Annotated in this window: 11 protein-coding genes; 9 read left to right on the forward strand and 2 right to left on the reverse strand. The window is 62.4% G+C overall.

Annotated features, from left to right (window positions below):
- Positions 1-42 precede the first annotated feature (42 nt).
- Positions 43-822, reverse strand: a complete 780-nt coding sequence (gene hyi / locus ACIROW_RS06565; protein WP_402273239.1) for a hydroxypyruvate isomerase — start codon at positions 820-822, stop codon at positions 43-45.
- Positions 823-1,026: 204 nt separating this feature from the next.
- Entirely contained in the window at positions 1,027-2,802 is a 1,776-nt protein-coding gene (gene gcl / locus ACIROW_RS06570; protein ID WP_402273241.1) for a glyoxylate carboligase, read from the reverse strand.
- Between the two features lie 163 nt (positions 2,803-2,965).
- Here gcl and ACIROW_RS06575 point away from each other — a divergent pair, with 163 nt between their 5' ends.
- From ACIROW_RS06575 to ACIROW_RS06615, 9 genes are all read left to right on the forward strand, one after another.
- The gene (locus ACIROW_RS06575; RefSeq protein ID WP_402273243.1) at positions 2,966-3,874 is read left to right on the forward strand and encodes a LysR family transcriptional regulator; all 909 of its coding nucleotides are present in this window, start codon (positions 2,966-2,968) and stop codon (positions 3,872-3,874) included.
- A gap of 116 nt (positions 3,875-3,990) precedes the next feature.
- Positions 3,991-4,194 carry a hypothetical protein gene (locus ACIROW_RS06580; protein ID WP_402273245.1) on the forward strand — a complete coding sequence of 68 codons (204 nt, stop codon included), beginning with the start codon at positions 3,991-3,993 and terminating at the stop codon, positions 4,192-4,194.
- A 15-nt stretch (positions 4,195-4,209) separates the two neighbouring features.
- Positions 4,210-5,508, forward strand: coding sequence for an NCS2 family permease (locus ACIROW_RS06585; protein ID WP_402273247.1), 1,299 nt, complete (start codon positions 4,210-4,212; stop codon positions 5,506-5,508).
- A 207-nt stretch (positions 5,509-5,715) separates the two neighbouring features.
- On the forward strand, positions 5,716-7,230 hold the full coding sequence (gene xdhA / locus ACIROW_RS06590) for a xanthine dehydrogenase small subunit (RefSeq protein ID WP_402273250.1): 1,515 nt from the start codon (positions 5,716-5,718) through the stop codon (positions 7,228-7,230).
- A 12-nt stretch (positions 7,231-7,242) separates the two neighbouring features.
- Entirely contained in the window at positions 7,243-9,609 is a 2,367-nt protein-coding gene (gene xdhB / locus ACIROW_RS06595; RefSeq protein WP_402273252.1) for a xanthine dehydrogenase molybdopterin binding subunit, read from the forward strand.
- Positions 9,610-9,638: 29 nt separating this feature from the next.
- Positions 9,639-10,763 (forward strand): xanthine dehydrogenase accessory protein XdhC, encoded by a 1,125-nt coding sequence (gene xdhC / locus ACIROW_RS06600; RefSeq protein WP_402273255.1) that lies wholly within the window; start codon positions 9,639-9,641, stop codon positions 10,761-10,763.
- A gap of 132 nt (positions 10,764-10,895) precedes the next feature.
- A complete protein-coding gene (gene guaD, locus ACIROW_RS06605) occupies positions 10,896-12,194 on the forward strand; it encodes a guanine deaminase (protein ID WP_402273258.1) in 1,299 nt (432 codons plus the stop codon).
- 285 nt (positions 12,195-12,479) lie between these two features.
- A complete protein-coding gene (mutS, locus tag ACIROW_RS06610; RefSeq protein WP_402273261.1) occupies positions 12,480-15,176 on the forward strand; it encodes a DNA mismatch repair protein MutS in 2,697 nt (898 codons plus the stop codon).
- Complete coding sequence (locus ACIROW_RS06615; protein ID WP_402273263.1) at positions 15,173-16,111, forward strand: hypothetical protein; 939 nt, start codon at positions 15,173-15,175, stop codon at positions 16,109-16,111. The genes mutS and ACIROW_RS06615 overlap by 4 nt, the downstream gene beginning before the upstream one ends.
- The last annotated feature ends 43 nt before the right edge of the window (positions 16,112-16,154 follow it).

Genomic DNA, 16,154 nt, shown 5'->3' on the forward strand with positions numbered 1-16,154 from the left:
GTCTCCTCTGAGATGAATAAATGAATGCGTTTCAAACGACGATCAAAGACCGTGCGCAGCGCGCCAGCCAAGGCCCTCAACCGAGCCGGCCTTGGGCTTGTACTCGCAACCGATCCAGCCCTGATAGCCGATCTCGTCCAGGTAGCTGAACAGGAAGCGGTAGTTGATCTCGCCCGTACCGGGCTCGAAGCGGCCAGGGTTGTCTGCCAGTTGCACGTGGCGGATCAGCGAGAGATTGGCCTTGATGGTGTTGGCCAGTTCGCCTTCCATGCGCTGCATGTGATAGATGTCGTACTGGATGAACAGGTTGTTGGAACCGGTAGCGGCGATCAGTTCAGCCGCCTGCTTCGTGGTGTTGAGGAAAAAGCCGGGGATGTCGAAATAGTTGATCGGTTCGATCAGCAAGGCGATACCTTCGCCTTGCAGCTTGTCGGCAGCGAACTTCAGATTGGCGACCAGCGTCTCGCGCGCGGCGGCGGCGCTGACGCCTTGCGGCTGGATGCCGACCAGGCAGTTCAGTTGCCTGACGCCGAGGATTTTCGCGTAGCGGATCGCTTCGTCGACGCCCTGGCGGAATTCACTGACGCGATCCGGATGACAAGCGATGCCGCGCTCGCCGGCTTCCCAGTTGCCTGCGGGCAGATTGTGCAGGACCAGTTCCAGCTCGTTCTTGCGCAATTGTTCGGCGATCTGCGCCGGTTCGAAGGCGTACGGGAACAGGAATTCCACGGCCTTGAAGTTGGCTTGCGCAGCAGCGCGGAAACGCTCGATGAACGGCAGCTCGGTGAAGAGCATGGTCAGGTTGGCGGCGAGTTTGGTCATGTCTGGGTGTCCTTGGTAGTCGTGGCGCTTGCCGGTTCAGGCCGGGGTTAAAACCGACACCGCGGTCCCGGCAAATACCTGGACGCGGTGGCGTACAACAATGTGCGATGGCGGTCGCCCGCTCGGCACATGGGGGCATGTGCCGGCAAGCTGATGTAGTTGTCCGCCCGTCGCTGTCTCCTCTGATCTTCCTAATCTTCCTGATCAGTCCAGCAGGCTGATTGCCGTCGGCGCATGTTCGCGCTTGGTGGCCAGCTCTTCGAACTCGTTGATGGCGTTGATCTCGGTGCCCATCGCGATATTGGTGACACGTTCGAGGATGATTTCCACCACCACTGGCACGCGGTACTCGGCCATCCAGCGCTGCGCGACGGCGAAGGCGTCCTGGATTTCGTTCGGGTTGGTGACGCGGATCGCCTTGCAGCCCAGGCCTTCCACCACGGCGACGTGGTCGACGCCGTAGCCATTGAGTTCTGGCGCGTTGATGTTCTCGAACGCCAGCTGTACGCAGTAGTCCATCTCGAAGCCGCGTTGCGCCTGGCGGATCAGGCCAAGGTAGGAGTTGTTCACCACCACGTGCAGGTATGGCAGGTTGAACTGCGCGCCGACGGCGAGTTCTTCGATCATGAACTGGAAGTCGTAGTCGCCCGAGATCGCCACCACCTTGCGTTGCGGATCGGCGGCGCACACGCCCAGCGCGGCCGAAATCGTCCAGCCCAGCGGACCGGCCTGGCCGCAGTTGATCCAGTGGCGATCCTTGTAGACGTGCAGGAATTGCGCCGCGGCGATCTGCGACAGGCCGATGGTGCTGACGTAGCAGGTGTCGCGACCGAAGGCGCGGTTCATTTCTTCATAGACGCGTTGCGGCTTGATCGGCACTTCGTCGAAGTGGGTGCGGCGATGCAGGGTGCGCTTGCGCTCCTGGCAGTCAGCCAGCCATGCCGAACGGTCGGGCAGCTTGCCGGCGGCTTTCAGTTCTTTGGCGACTTCGATGAACAGCTTCAACGCGGCCTTGGCGTCGGAGACGATGCCGTAGTCCGGACCGAACACGCGGCCGATCTGGGTCGGTTCGATGTCGACGTGGACGAAGGTACGGTCCTTGGTGAAAACTTCGATGGAGCCGGTGTGGCGATTGGCCCAGCGGTTGCCGATACCGAGCACGAAGTCGGACGCCAGCATGGTGGCGTTGCCGTAGCGGTGGCTGGTTTGCAGACCGACCATGCCGGCCATTTGCGGGTGATCGTCGGGGATCGCGCCCCAGGCCATCAGGGTCGGGATGACCGGCACACCGGTGAGTTCGGCGAACTCGACCGCCAGTTCGGCCGCGTCGGCATTGACCACGCCGCCGCCGATGGTCAGCAACGGACGCTCGGACTGATTCAGCATGGTCAGCGCTTTTTCGATCTGGGCGCGGGTGGCAGACGGACGGTAAACCGGCAGCGGCTCGTAGGTGTCAGGGTCGAATTCGATCTCGGCCATTTGTACGTCGAACGGCAAGTCGATCAGCACCGGGCCGGGACGGCCCGAGCGCATCAGGTGGAAGGCCTGCTGGAACACGCGCGGCACCAGCGCCGGTTCGCGCACGGTGACGGCCCACTTGGTGACCGGCTTGGCGATCGATTCGATATCGACGGCCTGGAAGTCTTCTTTATACAAACGTGCACGCGGCGCCTGGCCGGTGATGCACAGGATGGGAATCGAATCGGCTTGGGCGGAATACAGGCCGGTGATCATGTCGGTGCCGGCCGGACCGGAGGTGCCGATGCAGATACCGATATTGCCGGCCTTGGCGCGGGTGTAGCCCTCGGCCATGTGCGATGCGCCTTCGACGTGGCGCGCCAGAACGTGCTTGATGCCGCCATGGCGTTTCAGCGCCGAGTAGAATGGATTGATCGCTGCGCCGGGCACGCCGAAGGCTTGCAGGCAGCCCTCTTTTTCCAGCACATATACCGCTGCGTCTACTGCCTTCATCTTTGCCATGTTGCCTCCTGAGTTATGGATATGCCGGAAGCAACGACGATGCCCCTCGACCGATGAGATGCATCCTATAACCAACAATATTGTTTGATAAGACCAGTAAATATCTGTTTATTCCGTACTAAAAATATGGAAACATAGTAAAAGTATTGAATAAGGAGGATTTATGGACAAACTCAAACAGATCGAAGCGTTCGTGTCCGTGGTCGAAAAAGGCAGCCTGGCCGCCGCCGCGCTGGAAGAAAACATCACCCCGGTCATGCTTGGGCGGCGCATCGACGCGCTCGAAAAGCGCCTCGGCACCAAGCTCATGCATCGCACCACGCGGCATCTGACGCTGACGGAACAAGGCAGCGTCTTCCTCGACCATTGCCGCAAACTGCTGGGCGATATCGAGGTGGCGGAAAAGAGCATCGCCGAAGGCCGCCACAAGGCCACCGGCCATCTGGTCGTCTCCACGCCGGCGGCGTATGGACGGCTGCATGTGGCGCCGCATGCGCCGGCTTTCCTGGCCAATCATCCGGAGGTGCAGATCTCGTTCAACCTGACCGACCGCGTGGTGGACCTGGTGCGGGAAGGCTACGACCTGGGCATCCGCATCGGCGGCGCGATCGAGCCCAGCTTTGTGGCGGTCAAGCTGGCCAGCAACCGCCGCGTGGTGTGCGCCGCGCCGGAGTACCTGCACCGCAACGGCATTCCCAAGACGCTCGACGATCTGGCGCAACACAATTGCCTCGCCTTCAACCTGCAGGGCGGGCAGCAGCGCGGCTGGTATTTCCAGCAGAACGGCAAGCCGGTGATCATCCGCGCACAGGGCAACCTGGATTGCAACGACGGCGAGCTGCTGCACCGTTGGGCCAGCGAAGGACTTGGGCTGGCGTGGCGCTCGACCTGGGAAATCCAGTCGCAACTGGCCTCGGGCGAGCTGATCACGGTGCTGGACGAATACGCCCTGCCCCATTACGACATCATGGCCGTCTACCCGCAACAACGGCATCTGCCGGCGAAGACGCGCTTTTTCATCGATTACCTGAAGGAGGTGTATTCGCAGCCGGATTACTGGACCCGATCCTGAATCGCCTTAATTCCATACTTTCGGAAGTGGAATGGTCACCGTCGGCATGATGCCAGACAGACAATATTCGATTTCCGCATAGCCATATACCCATAGCCTTATAGTTGATATTCCCCATGCGTTACTTTTTCACCAAATATTTCAACGACATTACATACGCTGCAATCAATCTGCTTGAAGCCGGTTTACGTGCTTGGAGCGTGGAAATGAAAGCGGCGCAACACAAGATACAAATCAGAACGCCCATTTTTTGCGGACCTGAGAAATCTGCAAGTTTTCTGGCGTATAAAAAAGAATCGCGCACTGTAATCACTGCGTAAACGGAGACAATTCTCATGACTTTTCTGGACAAGTTTTTCAAACTCAGCGACAACGGCACGACCGTCCGTACCGAGCTGCTGGCCGGTCTCACGACCTTCCTGACGATGGCCTACATCATTTTCGTCAACCCATCCATACTCGGGGATGCGGGCATGCCGAAGGATTCCGTCTTCGTTGCCACCTGCGTGGCGGCGGCCATCGGCACCCTGATCATGGGCCTGTATGCCAATTACCCGATCGGCCTGGCGCCGGGCATGGGTCTCAACGCGTACTTCGCCTACGCCGTGGTCAAGGGCATGGGCTTCCCGTGGCAGGCTGCGCTGGGCGCTGTGTTCATCTCGGGCTGCCTGTTCCTGCTGGTGAGCCTGTTCCGCATCCGCGAGCTGATCATCAACGCGATTCCGCATTCACTGCGCACGGCGATACCGGCGGGGATAGGACTGTTCCTCGCGCTGATCTCGCTCAAAAACGCCGGCATCGTCGCTGCCAGCCCTGCCACCTTCGTCACCATGGGTGACTTGCATCAGGTCGCGCCGGTACTAGCCATCATCGGCTTCCTGGTGATCGTCGCGCTGGACCAGCTGAAGATCCGCGGCGCGCTGCTGATCGGCATCCTGAGCGTGACAGTGCTGAGCTTCATCTTCGGCGGCAATCATTTCAACGGCGTGTTCTCCATGCCGCCATCGATCTCGCCGACGCTGTTCCAGCTCGATCTCAAGGGCGCGATTTCGATGGGCCTGCTGAACGTGGTGCTGGTGTTCTTCCTGGTGGAATTGTTCGACGCCACCGGCACGCTGATGGGCGTGGCGCAACGCGCCGGACTGGTCAAGAACGGCAAGATCGAGCGTATCAACAAGGCCTTGCTGGCTGACAGCGGTGCGATCGTCGCCGGTTCGCTGCTTGGCACTTCGAGCACCACTGCCTATATTGAAAGTGCGGCCGGCGTACAAGCGGGCGGACGCACCGGTCTGACGGCGGTGGCGGTTGCCGCGCTGTTCCTGCTGGCGCTGTTCATTGCGCCGCTGGCGGGCGTAGTGCCGGCCTATGCAACGGCGCCGGCGCTGTTCTTCGTGGCGTGCCTGATGCTGCGCGAACTGGCCGACATCGACTGGAACGACACCACCGAGTGCGTGCCGGCCGTGATCACCGCACTGGTCATGCCGTTCACCTATTCGATCGCCAACGGCCTGGCGCTGGGCTTTATCAGCTACGCCGCGCTGAAGCTGCTGACCGGTCGCGTCAAGGACGTGTCGGCGGTGATCTGGGTGATCGCGGCGATCTTCCTGTTCAAGATGATTTACCTGGGCGGTTGATTGCCTGCAGCATGAACTGACGGAATGCCGGCGTCGCTCTTCGGGGGACGCCGGCAGCAAGACAGAAGGATTTTCCAGAGAGCGAACCACCCCAACAATCTGCCGCAACAATCGGCTGCGGCAAATAGGTTTTCTCTCTAAAAGGTCCCGGCACAGATCTTGATTCACTGTTTCTTCGATAGCCATTTTTATATAGCAAAGCACACCATGTCCGAACCGATTCGCTTCTATTTCCGCGGCGAGACCCATCAAATCGATGGACTGCCCAATACACGCACCGTTTTGCAGCATTTGCGCGAAGACCTGCATTGCACCGGCACCAAAGAGGGTTGCGCGGAAGGCGATTGCGGCGCCTGCACGGTGGTCGTGGGCGAGCTGCGCGGCAACGAGCTGGAACTGAAAACGGTCAACTCCTGCATCCAGTTCGTGCCGACGCTGGACGGCAAGGCGCTGTTCACCGTGGAAGACCTGAAGCAGCGCGACGGCTGCCTGCACCCTGCCCAGCAGGCGATGGTGGAATGCCACGGCTCCCAATGCGGCTTCTGCACACCGGGCTTCGTGATGTCGCTGTGGGGCCTGTATCTCAAGCATGAACAGGACAGCGTCACACCGACTACGCGGGAAATCGACGACGCCCTGTCCGGCAACCTGTGCCGCTGCACCGGCTATCGTCCGATCATCGACGCCGCGCGCCGCATGGGCGAATTGCCGAAGGTGAGCTTCGACCGCGCACCGGTGATCGACGCCCTGCGCGCGATCCGGCGCGATGAACCGTTGAGCGTCACGCATGCCGGCCAGACCTTCCACGCGCCGCGCACGCTGGCGCAACTGGCGACATTGCGCAACGACTTGCCGAAGGCGCGCATCCTGGCCGGCTCGACCGACGTCGGCCTGTGGGTGACCAAGCACATGCGCGATCTGGGCGACATCATCTACATCGGCCAGGTGGAAGAACTCCGCCACATCGTCCAGCAGGACGAGGACGGCTGGCTGGAAATCGGCGCCGGCGTCACGCTGGAAAAAGCCTACGCAGCCTTGACCGAACAATATCCGGATGAGCTGTCCGAAATGTGGCAACGCTTCGCCTCGCTGCCGGTGCGCAACGCCGGCACGCTCGGGGGCAACGTCGCCAACGGCTCGCCGATCGGCGACTCGATGCCCTGGCTGATCGCGCTCGGCACCGAGATCGTGCTGTACGGCGTCGACGGTCAACGTGTCATGCCGCTGGAAGATTTTTATATCGCGTACCAGAAGTCGGCGATCCTGCCCAATGAGTTCGTCCAGGCCGTGCGCGTGCCGTTGCCGCGCAAGGACATCGCCTTCCGCGTGTACAAGCTGACCAAGCGTTTCGACCAGGACATCTCGGCGGTATGCGCCGCGTTTGCGTTCCGCCTTGAAGGCGGCAAGGTGATCGACGCCCGTATGGCTTACGGCGGCATGGCGGCCACCCCCAAGCGCGCCGCGCAGGCCGAGGCCGCGCTCAACGGCAAGGAGTGGAACGAGGCCAATGTCAAAGCAGCAATGCTTGCGCTGGCGCAAGATTACGCACCGCTTTCTGACATGCGCGCGTCTTCGGCGTATCGTATGAGAACCGCACAAAACCTCTTGTACCGCTACTGGCTGGAGACGCGCGCCGACGCGCCGTTGCCGGCTGCCTCCGTGAGCGCGTTTGTGCACGGTAAAAAAGCGATTCCGATTGTTCCAGTTACCCGGATTGCTTAGGAAGGAAACGCAATGAACAAGCAAACTGAAGAATTCATGTCTATCAAATCCTCCAAGGCACCTTGGACCGAGGTCGGCAAACCGCATCCGCACGAGTCCGCCATCCTGCACGTGACCGGCGAAGCCACTTACACCGACGACATCGTCGAGCTGCAAGGCACGCTGCATGCCGCGCTCGGCCTGTCGAGCAAGGCGCATGCAAAATTGCGTGCTATCGATCTGAGCAAGGTAAAAGCCTCGGTGGGCGTGGTCGCGGTCTACACTGCCGCCGACATTCCCGGCGAAAACCAATGCGGCGCCATCATCAAGGATGATCCCGTGCTGGCGGAAGACCTGGTGCAGTACGTCGGCCAACCGATCTTCGTGGTCATTGCCGATAGCCACGACAACGCCCGCCGCGCTGCGCGCCAGGCCGTGATCGACTACGAAGAACTGCCGGCCGTGCTGACGCCGCGCGCCGCGCATGCAGCCGAATCCTATGTGCTGCCGCCGATGCACCTGACCCGCGGCAATCCGTCGGAAGCCTTCAACACGGCGCCGCACAAGCTCACGGGCAAGTTCGACGTCGGCGGCCAGGAACAGTTTTACCTGGAAGGCCAGATCTCGTACGCCATCCCCAAAGAAGGCCGCGGCATGCACGTGTATTGCTCGACCCAGCATCCGAGCGAAATGCAGCATCACATTGCCGAAGTGCTGCATGTCGCTTCGCATGACGTGCTGGTCGAATGCCGTCGCATGGGCGGCGGCTTCGGCGGCAAGGAATCGCAATCGGCCTTGTGGGCTTGCGCCGCTGCCGTGGCTGCGGTGCGCCTGCGCCGTCCGATCAAGCTGCGCGCCGATCGCGACGACGACATGATCGTGACAGGCAAGCGCCATTGCTTCGCCTACGACTATGAAATCGGCTACGACGACAACGGCCGCATCGTCGCCGCCAAGATCGACATGGTCTCGCGCGCCGGCTTCTCGGCCGACTTGTCGGGTCCGGTCGCCACGCGCGCGGTATGCCACTTCGACAATGCCTACTATCTGTCGGACGTGGAAATCCATGCCATGTGCGGCAAGACCAACACGCAATCGAATACCGCCTTCCGCGGCTTCGGCGGCCCGCAAGGCGCCATCGCCATCGAATACATCGTCGACGAAATCGCCCGCAATCTCGGCAAGGATGCGCTGGAAGTGCGCCGCGCCAACTTCTACGGCAGCAGCGACGCCGACGGTCCGGATGCGCGCAACACCACGCACTACGGCCAGAAGGTGGAAGACAACGTGATCGCCGCGCTGGTCAGCGAACTGGAGCGCACCAGCGAGTACCAGGAACGCCGCGAGGCCATCCAGGCCTTCAATGCCGAGAACACCATCCTCAAACGCGGCCTGGCGCTGACGCCGGTCAAGTTCGGCATCTCGTTCAACGTGCCGCATCTGAACCAGGCCGGCTCGCTGGTGCACGTCTATACCGACGGTTCGGTGCTGGTCAATCACGGCGGCACGGAAATGGGCCAGGGCCTCAACACCAAGGTTGCGCAAGTCGTGGCCAACGCACTCGGCCTGCCGCTGGAGCAGGTACGCTGCACCGCCACCGACACCAGCAAGATCGCCAACACCTCGGCTACCGCCGCCTCGACCGGCAGCGACCTGAACGGCAAGGCGGCGCAGGATGCGGCCTTGCAGATCCGCGCGCGACTGGCGCAGGTCGCAGCGGAACGCTTCAACGCCGACGTCAGCGAAGTGCGCTTCGCCGACGGCATGGTCTCGACCGGCGCGCAATCGGTGGCCTTTGAAGAACTGGTGATGCAGGCTTACCTCAAGCGCGTGCAATTGTGGTCGGACGGTTTCTACTCGACGCCGAAGGTGCACTGGAATTCCAAGACCATGAACGGCCATCCGTTCTTTTACTTCGCCTATGGCGCGGCGGTAGCCGAGGTCGTGATCGACACGCTGACCGGTGAATGGCGCCTGATCCGTGCGGACTCTCTCTATGACGCCGGCGAAAGCCTGAACCCGGCCATCGACATCGGCCAGGTCGAAGGTGGTTTCATCCAGGGCATGGGCTGGCTGACCACGGAAGAGCTGTGGTGGAACAAGGACGGCAAGCTAATGACGCATGCGCCGTCGACGTACAAGATTCCGGCGGTGTCGGATTGCCCCACAGACTTCCGCACGCAGTTGTTCAAGAACAGCAATGTCTCGGATACCATCCACCGCTCCAAGGCCACCGGCGAGCCGCCGCTGCTGCTGCCGTTCTCGGTGTTCCTGGCGATCCGCGATGCGGTGTCGGCGGTGGGTGAACATCGCGTCAATCCGCCGCTGCGCGCGCCAGCGACCAGCGAGGCGATTCTGGATGCGATTGATGCGGTGAAGGCTGCACAGATCACTCAGTAGTACGCATTGTCAACTTCACAGGGGAATTCATGACCAACTGGCTTGCCGCACTCAAGGACTTGCACAGCATCGCCATCCCGGCAGTGCTGGTCACGGTGGCGACCATCCAGGGGTCGACGCCGCGCGAGGCGGGTGCGCGCATGGTGTTTACGGCCGACGGCCAGTACGACACCATCGGCGGCGGTCATCTGGAATGGCGCGCAGCGCAGATCGCGCGCGACATGTTGGCGGCGGATGCGACGGTGTTTGCCGGCATCCGCAAATTCGAACGCATCGCACTGGGACCGAGCCTCGGCCAATGCTGCGGCGGCGTGGTGTTCCTGGCGTTTGAACGTATTGAGCCGCACGTCGATACCCGTGCAGGGTCGATGCTGATCGAACTCGAACAGCACTGGCGCAACGGTGTCGACGTCTGGCGCGCAGTCGCGCTGGAATCGGACGATCCGACGCTGCTGTACGAACTGGAAGGCGAAGCCTGCGACCTCAGCGCGCCCGACAACGGACTGGACGCTGAACAATTCCGTCATGCCGGCAACACCCATGTCACGCAAGACCGCTACGGCCGCCGCTGGCTGCTCGACCGCTGCCGCGCGCATCAGCCGCAAGTGGTGCTGTTCGGCGCTGGTCATGTCGGCACGGCCATCGTGCGCGTGCTGGCGACGTTGCCCTGCCGCGTGCTGTGGGTCGATGAACGCGAAGACATGTTCCCGGCCGACCTGCCGATGCAGGTCACGGTGGAAGCCACCGACGTACCGAACGCCGTGGTGGACATGGCCGAGCCGGGCGCCTACTTCCTCGTGATGACGCACAGCCACGCGCTGGACCAGCAGCTGAGCGAACGTATCCTCAAGCGCGCCGACATCGGCTGGTATGGCCTGATCGGTTCGCAGACCAAGCGCAAGCAATTCGAGCATCGTCTGCTCGATCGCGGCATCACGCAGGAACAACTGAACAAGATGACCTGCCCGATCGGCATTCCGGGCATCTACGGCAAGGAACCCGCCAGCATCGCGCTGGCGGTGGTGGCGCAGTTGCTGCAATTATGGGAGCTGCAGGCGCTGAGGGTGGTGAAAGCGCAGCAGCCGTCGCAGTCTGACCGGACCGACACATTCAAGGCGAGACCGCCCACGCACATGCTGGACGGCCGGAGCTAAGGACAACCGGACCGTCGCCTCCGCAGCATCTGTTCCAGCACACCATCTCATACCAGTATCATTCGGTTGTTCGCAGTTGCGCCTTCACGTCACGCGCAGCACGCAGCCGAATAGCCAGATTAAGGATTACCCATGACTTCCCACGTGCAAGCCTATCGCGCCAGCCTGCTCCATTTCCGCAACGATCCCGCCTTCGACGAACGCGCCACGCAATGGCACAGCGACGGCCTGCTGATCGTCGCCGACGGCAAGATCGTCGCCGCCGGCGATTACGGCAAGCTGTCCGCCACCCTGCCCGCCGACTGCGTACCGCTCGACTATCGCGGCAAGATCATCACGCCCGGCTTCATCGACACCCACGTTCACTATCCGCAGACCGACATCATCGGCTCGCCCGCACCGGGCCTGTTGCCATGGCTGAATACCTATACCTTCCCGGCCGAACGCCGTTTCGAGAGCGGCGAACACGCCAGTGAAGTGGCCGACTTCTTCCTGGCCGAACTGCTGCGCAACGGCACCACCACGGCCGCCGTGTATTGCACCGTGCATCCGCAATCGGTCGATGCCTTCTTCAGCCGCAGCAGCGAACTGAACCTGCGCATGGTGGCCGGCAAGTGCCTGATGGATCGCAACGCGCCGGACTTCCTGCGCGACACCGCCGAAAGCGGCGCGCGCGAGAGCGAAGAGCTGATCCAGCGCTGGCACAACAAGGGCCGCCAGCACTACGCCATCACGGTGCGCTTTGCGCCGACCTCGACACCGCAACAGCTGAAGCTGGCCGGCGAACTCGCGACGCAATATCCGGACACCTACATCCAGACCCACGTCGCCGAAAACACCGATGAAGTGAAATGGGTGAAGGAGCTGTTCCCCGACGCCCGCAGCTATCTCGACGTCTACGACCAGTACGGCCTGATGCGCGAGCGCGCGCTGTATGCTCACTGCATCTGGCTGGACGACGCGGACCGCGCGCGCATGGCGGCGACGCAATCGGTGGCCACCGTCTGCCCGACCTCCAACCTGTTCCTCGGCAGTGGTTTGTTCGACTTCGCCAACGCCGACAAGCTGCGCATGCCTGTGTCTTTAGCCACCGACGTCGGCGGCGGCACCAGCTTCTCGATGCTGCAAACGATGAACGAGCTGTACAAGGTCGGTCGCATGGCCGGCACCCACCTGTCCGCGCAACGCATGTTCTACCTGGCGACGCTGGGCGGTGCGCGCGCCTTGCAGCTGGAAGGCAAGATCGGCAACTTTGCCGCCGGCTGCGACGCCGACTTCGTCGTGCTCGATCCGAAATGCACGCCGCTGCTGGCACGGCGCAGCGCCACCACGGAGAGTCTGGAAGAACAACTGTTTGCCCTGGCGATCCTGGCCGATGACCGCGCGATTGCCGCGACGTATTCGGCGGGGGCTTGCGTGCATACGCGCTAAGACGGCTATCTGATTTTTTGAGGAGTTTGGGGCGGGCCGTGCAAACGGTTCGCCCTTTTTTCATCTCGCTGCGTCCACCGGACGTGGAACCGGCGCATTGATTGTTTGTCAACTGGCAGTCGCGACAGAACCGTCCTGGCACCGCCTTGTAGTTCGGCTATGTAGTTCAGCCTCGTGGGCGGCCCCCGCACGCGGTAAAATGGCAGATCGCCAGAATTCCCGAAAACCTTCGCAAGACGACGCCATTCTCGTGTAATCCTTGAAGCGGCGGCGGCAATTGACTGAATGACCAAACACTTGAAATCCACCGTTGAATCCGATCCCGGCAGCGCCGGCGGCGAGAAGCACACTCCCATGATGGTCCAGTACCTGCGCATCAAGGCGGAGTATCCGACCACGCTGGTGTTCTATCGCATGGGCGACTTCTACGAACTGTTCTTCGACGACGCCGAAAAAGCGTCGCGCCTGATGGGCATCACGCTGACCCAGCGCGGCTCGTCCAACGGCTCGCCGATCAAGATGGCGGGGATTCCCTTCCACTCCGTCGACCAGTATCTGGTCAAGCTGATCAAGCTGGGCGAATCGGTGGCGATCTGCGAACAGATCGGCGACCCGGCCACCAGCAAGGGTCCGGTCGAACGCAAGGTGGTGCGCGTGATCACGCCCGGCACGCTGACCGACTCCGACCTGCTGCCCGAAAAATCCGAACGTCCGCTGCTGGCCGTCAACGTCGCCGCCAGCAAGCAACGCAAGACCATCACCGTCGGCCTGGCCTGGCTGTCGATGGCCAGCGGCGCCTTGAAACTGATGGAATTCAGCGCCGAGCCGGCCGTGCTGGAAGCGCGCCTGAAGCAGGAGCTGGAGCGCATCTCGCCGGCCGAAACGCTGATCGGCGACAGTGAGGAAGCCGCCTATTCGCACATCCTCAGCGGCAAGCCGACCACGGTGCCGGACTGGCATTTCGACCAGCCGAGCGGCCAGAAGGCTTTGCTCGATCAATTGTCGGTAGCTACGTTGAACGGCTTCGGTGCGGAAGGCATGAGCGCCGCGATCGGCGCCGGTGGCGCGCTGCTGCGCTATGCGCAGTCGACCCAGGGCAAGGGCTTGCAGCATGTGCGCGCGCTGACCGTGGAATCGGAAAACGAATTCATCGGCCTCGACGCCTCCACCCGCCGCAACCTGGAACTGACCGAAACCATCCGTGCGCAAGACGCCAGCGCGCTGGCGCCGACACTGTTCTCGCTGCTCGACCATTGCCGCACGGCGATGGGTTCGCGCCTGCTGCGCCACTGGCTGCATCATGCGCGCCGCGATCAGAAAGTGGCCCGTGCGCGCCACGCCGCGATCAACGCGCTGATGCGTACCGACGCTTGCTCCGGTTTGTCGGCAACCCTGGCGGCGGTGCCGGACATCGAACGCATCACCACCCGCATCGCGCTGCTGTCGGCGCGTCCGCGCGACCTGGCAGGCCTGCGCGGCGGCTTGCAACAACTCGGTTCGCTGCGCAATTACGTGGCGATGTGCAGCCGCGACGCCGATGCGCCCTTGCTGCTGGATCTGCACGACGCGCTGGCGACGCCGACCGAATGCCTCGACCTGCTGGAACGTTCGATCATGCTGGAACCGGCCGCGATGGTGCGCGACGGCGGCGTGATTGCACGCGGCTTCGACGCCGACCTCGACGAGTTGCGCGGCCTGTCGGAAAACGCCGGCCAGTTCCTGATCGATCTCGAAACGCGCGAACGCGCCCGTACCGGCATCGCCAACCTGCGCGTCGAATACAACAAGGTGCACGGCTTCTACATCGAAGTCACGCACGGCCAGACCGACAAGGTGCCGGACGACTATCGCCGCCGCCAGACGCTCAAGAACGCCGAGCGCTACATCACGCCGGAACTGAAGGCCTTCGAAGACAAGGCCCTCTCGGCGCAGGAGCGTGCCTTGTCGCGCGAAAAATTCCTGTACGAACAATTGCTGCAAGACCTGTCGCCGCACATCGTGACGCTGCAGGCCATCGCCCACGCGCTGGCCCAGCTCGACACATTGGTGGCGCTGGCCGACCACGCCGCGCGCAACAACTGGTGCGCGCCGCAGCTGGTGACCGAGCCGACCATCGTGATCGAGCAAGGCCGCCACCCGGTGGTGGAAAACCAGATCGAACGCTTCATCGCCAACGACTGCGCCTTCACCGCCGAACGCAAGCTGCTGCTGATCACCGGCCCCAACATGGGCGGCAAATCGACCTTCATGCGCCAGGTGGCGCTGATCACGCTGCTGGCGTATGTCGGCAGCTTCGTGCCGGCCACCAGCGCGACGATCGGCCCGATCGACCGCATCTTCACGCGTATCGGCGCGGCCGACGATCTGGCCGGTGGCCGTTCCACCTTCATGGTGGAGATGACGGAGTCGGCCTCCATCCTCAACAACGCCACCGAGAATTCGCTGGTGCTGATGGATGAAGTGGGCCGCGGCACTTCGACCTTCGATGGTCTGGCGCTGGCCTGGGCGATCGCCAAGCACCTGATTGACGCCACGCGCAGCTTCACGCTGTTCGCTACCCACTATTTCGAACTGACGCAATTGCCGGAAGTGCATCCGACCGCTTCCAACGTGCACTTGTCGGCGGTCGAGCACAAGGACAGCATTGTGTTCCTGCATGCGGTGCAGGCCGGTCCGGCATCGCAAAGCTACGGCTTGCAGGTGGCGCAGCTGGCGGGCGTGCCGACGCCGGTGATCCGCGCTGCGCGCAAGCATCTGGCGGCGCTGGAAACGCAATCAGTCCAGACCACGCCGCAATTCGACCTGTTCAGCGCACCGGCGCGCGCCGACGAAGACGAGGTCCGCGTCACGTCTGCGGCGCAAGTCGATCCGGCGGCGCAAGCCGTGGCCGATGCCCTGGCCGATATCGACCCCGACGCCATGACGCCGCGCCAGGCGCTGGACGCCCTGTATCGCCTGAAGCAGTTGGGCGACGGCGCATGAAGCAACTGCTGTCTATCGTCCTGCTCGGCGCCGCCTTGTGCGCAGCGCCGGCATCGCGGGCGCAGGACAGCTTCCATTTCGGCGTGATCGGCCATTCCTTTTCCGGCAGTCCGGACGAAGGCGTGCTGCGCCGCGCACTGGACGAAAGCGACGCCGACAATCTTGCCTTCGTCGTCGTCAACGGCATCAAATCGGCAGCGGAACCGTGCAGCGATGCGCTTTACAGCGCGCGCCGCGACTTGCTCAAGGAAGCCGAGAACGGCGTCATCGTGTCGCTCGCGGCGAGCGACTGGGTCGGGTGCCGCAACAAGAACGGTTCAGTGGCGATCGAGCGGCTGAACCGGGTGCGCGATTTGTTTTTCCCGGATGAATTTTCATTCGGCGCCAGCAAGGTGCCGCTGTTCCGCCAGTCGGTCACGCCAAAATTCCGCAGTTATACCGAAAACGCGCGCTGGGAGTTCGGCAACGTGCTGTTCGCCACCCTCAACCTGCCGGCCGCCAATAATCACTTTCTGCAGGACGGCGGTCGCAACAGTGAATTTGAAGACCGCCTGATCGCCAACAAGGACTGGCTGCAACGGGTGTTCACCTTCGCCACGCAAAAGAAGCTGGCCGGCATAGTACTGTTCACCGATGGCAATCCATTGGCGCAGCCCAGCCAGCGCCCTTTCCTGCTGCGCGGCCAACGCGATGGCTTTGCCGAAACGCGCCAGCGCATCACCACGCTGGCGGCGACGTTCAAGGGCAAAGTCTTGCTGGTGCATGGTGAAACGCTGAAGGATGAATCCAACGCCGGCATCATCTGGCGTCGCAACCTGGGCAGCATCGGCGTGGCGTCGGGCTGGTCGAAATTCACGGTCGACAGCGGCAATGCGGCACTCTTCACGCTGAGCGATTCTTCCAGGGCGACGAGAGCGCCGCCGCCAACACAGTAAGCTTGCGCAGATCGCAAGCACGGATATGTTTCAGACATGAAAA

The sequence above is a fragment of the Herbaspirillum sp. NPDC101397 genome, from assembly GCF_044767325.1.
Lineage (GTDB): Bacteria > Pseudomonadota > Gammaproteobacteria > Burkholderiales > Burkholderiaceae_D > Herbaspirillum.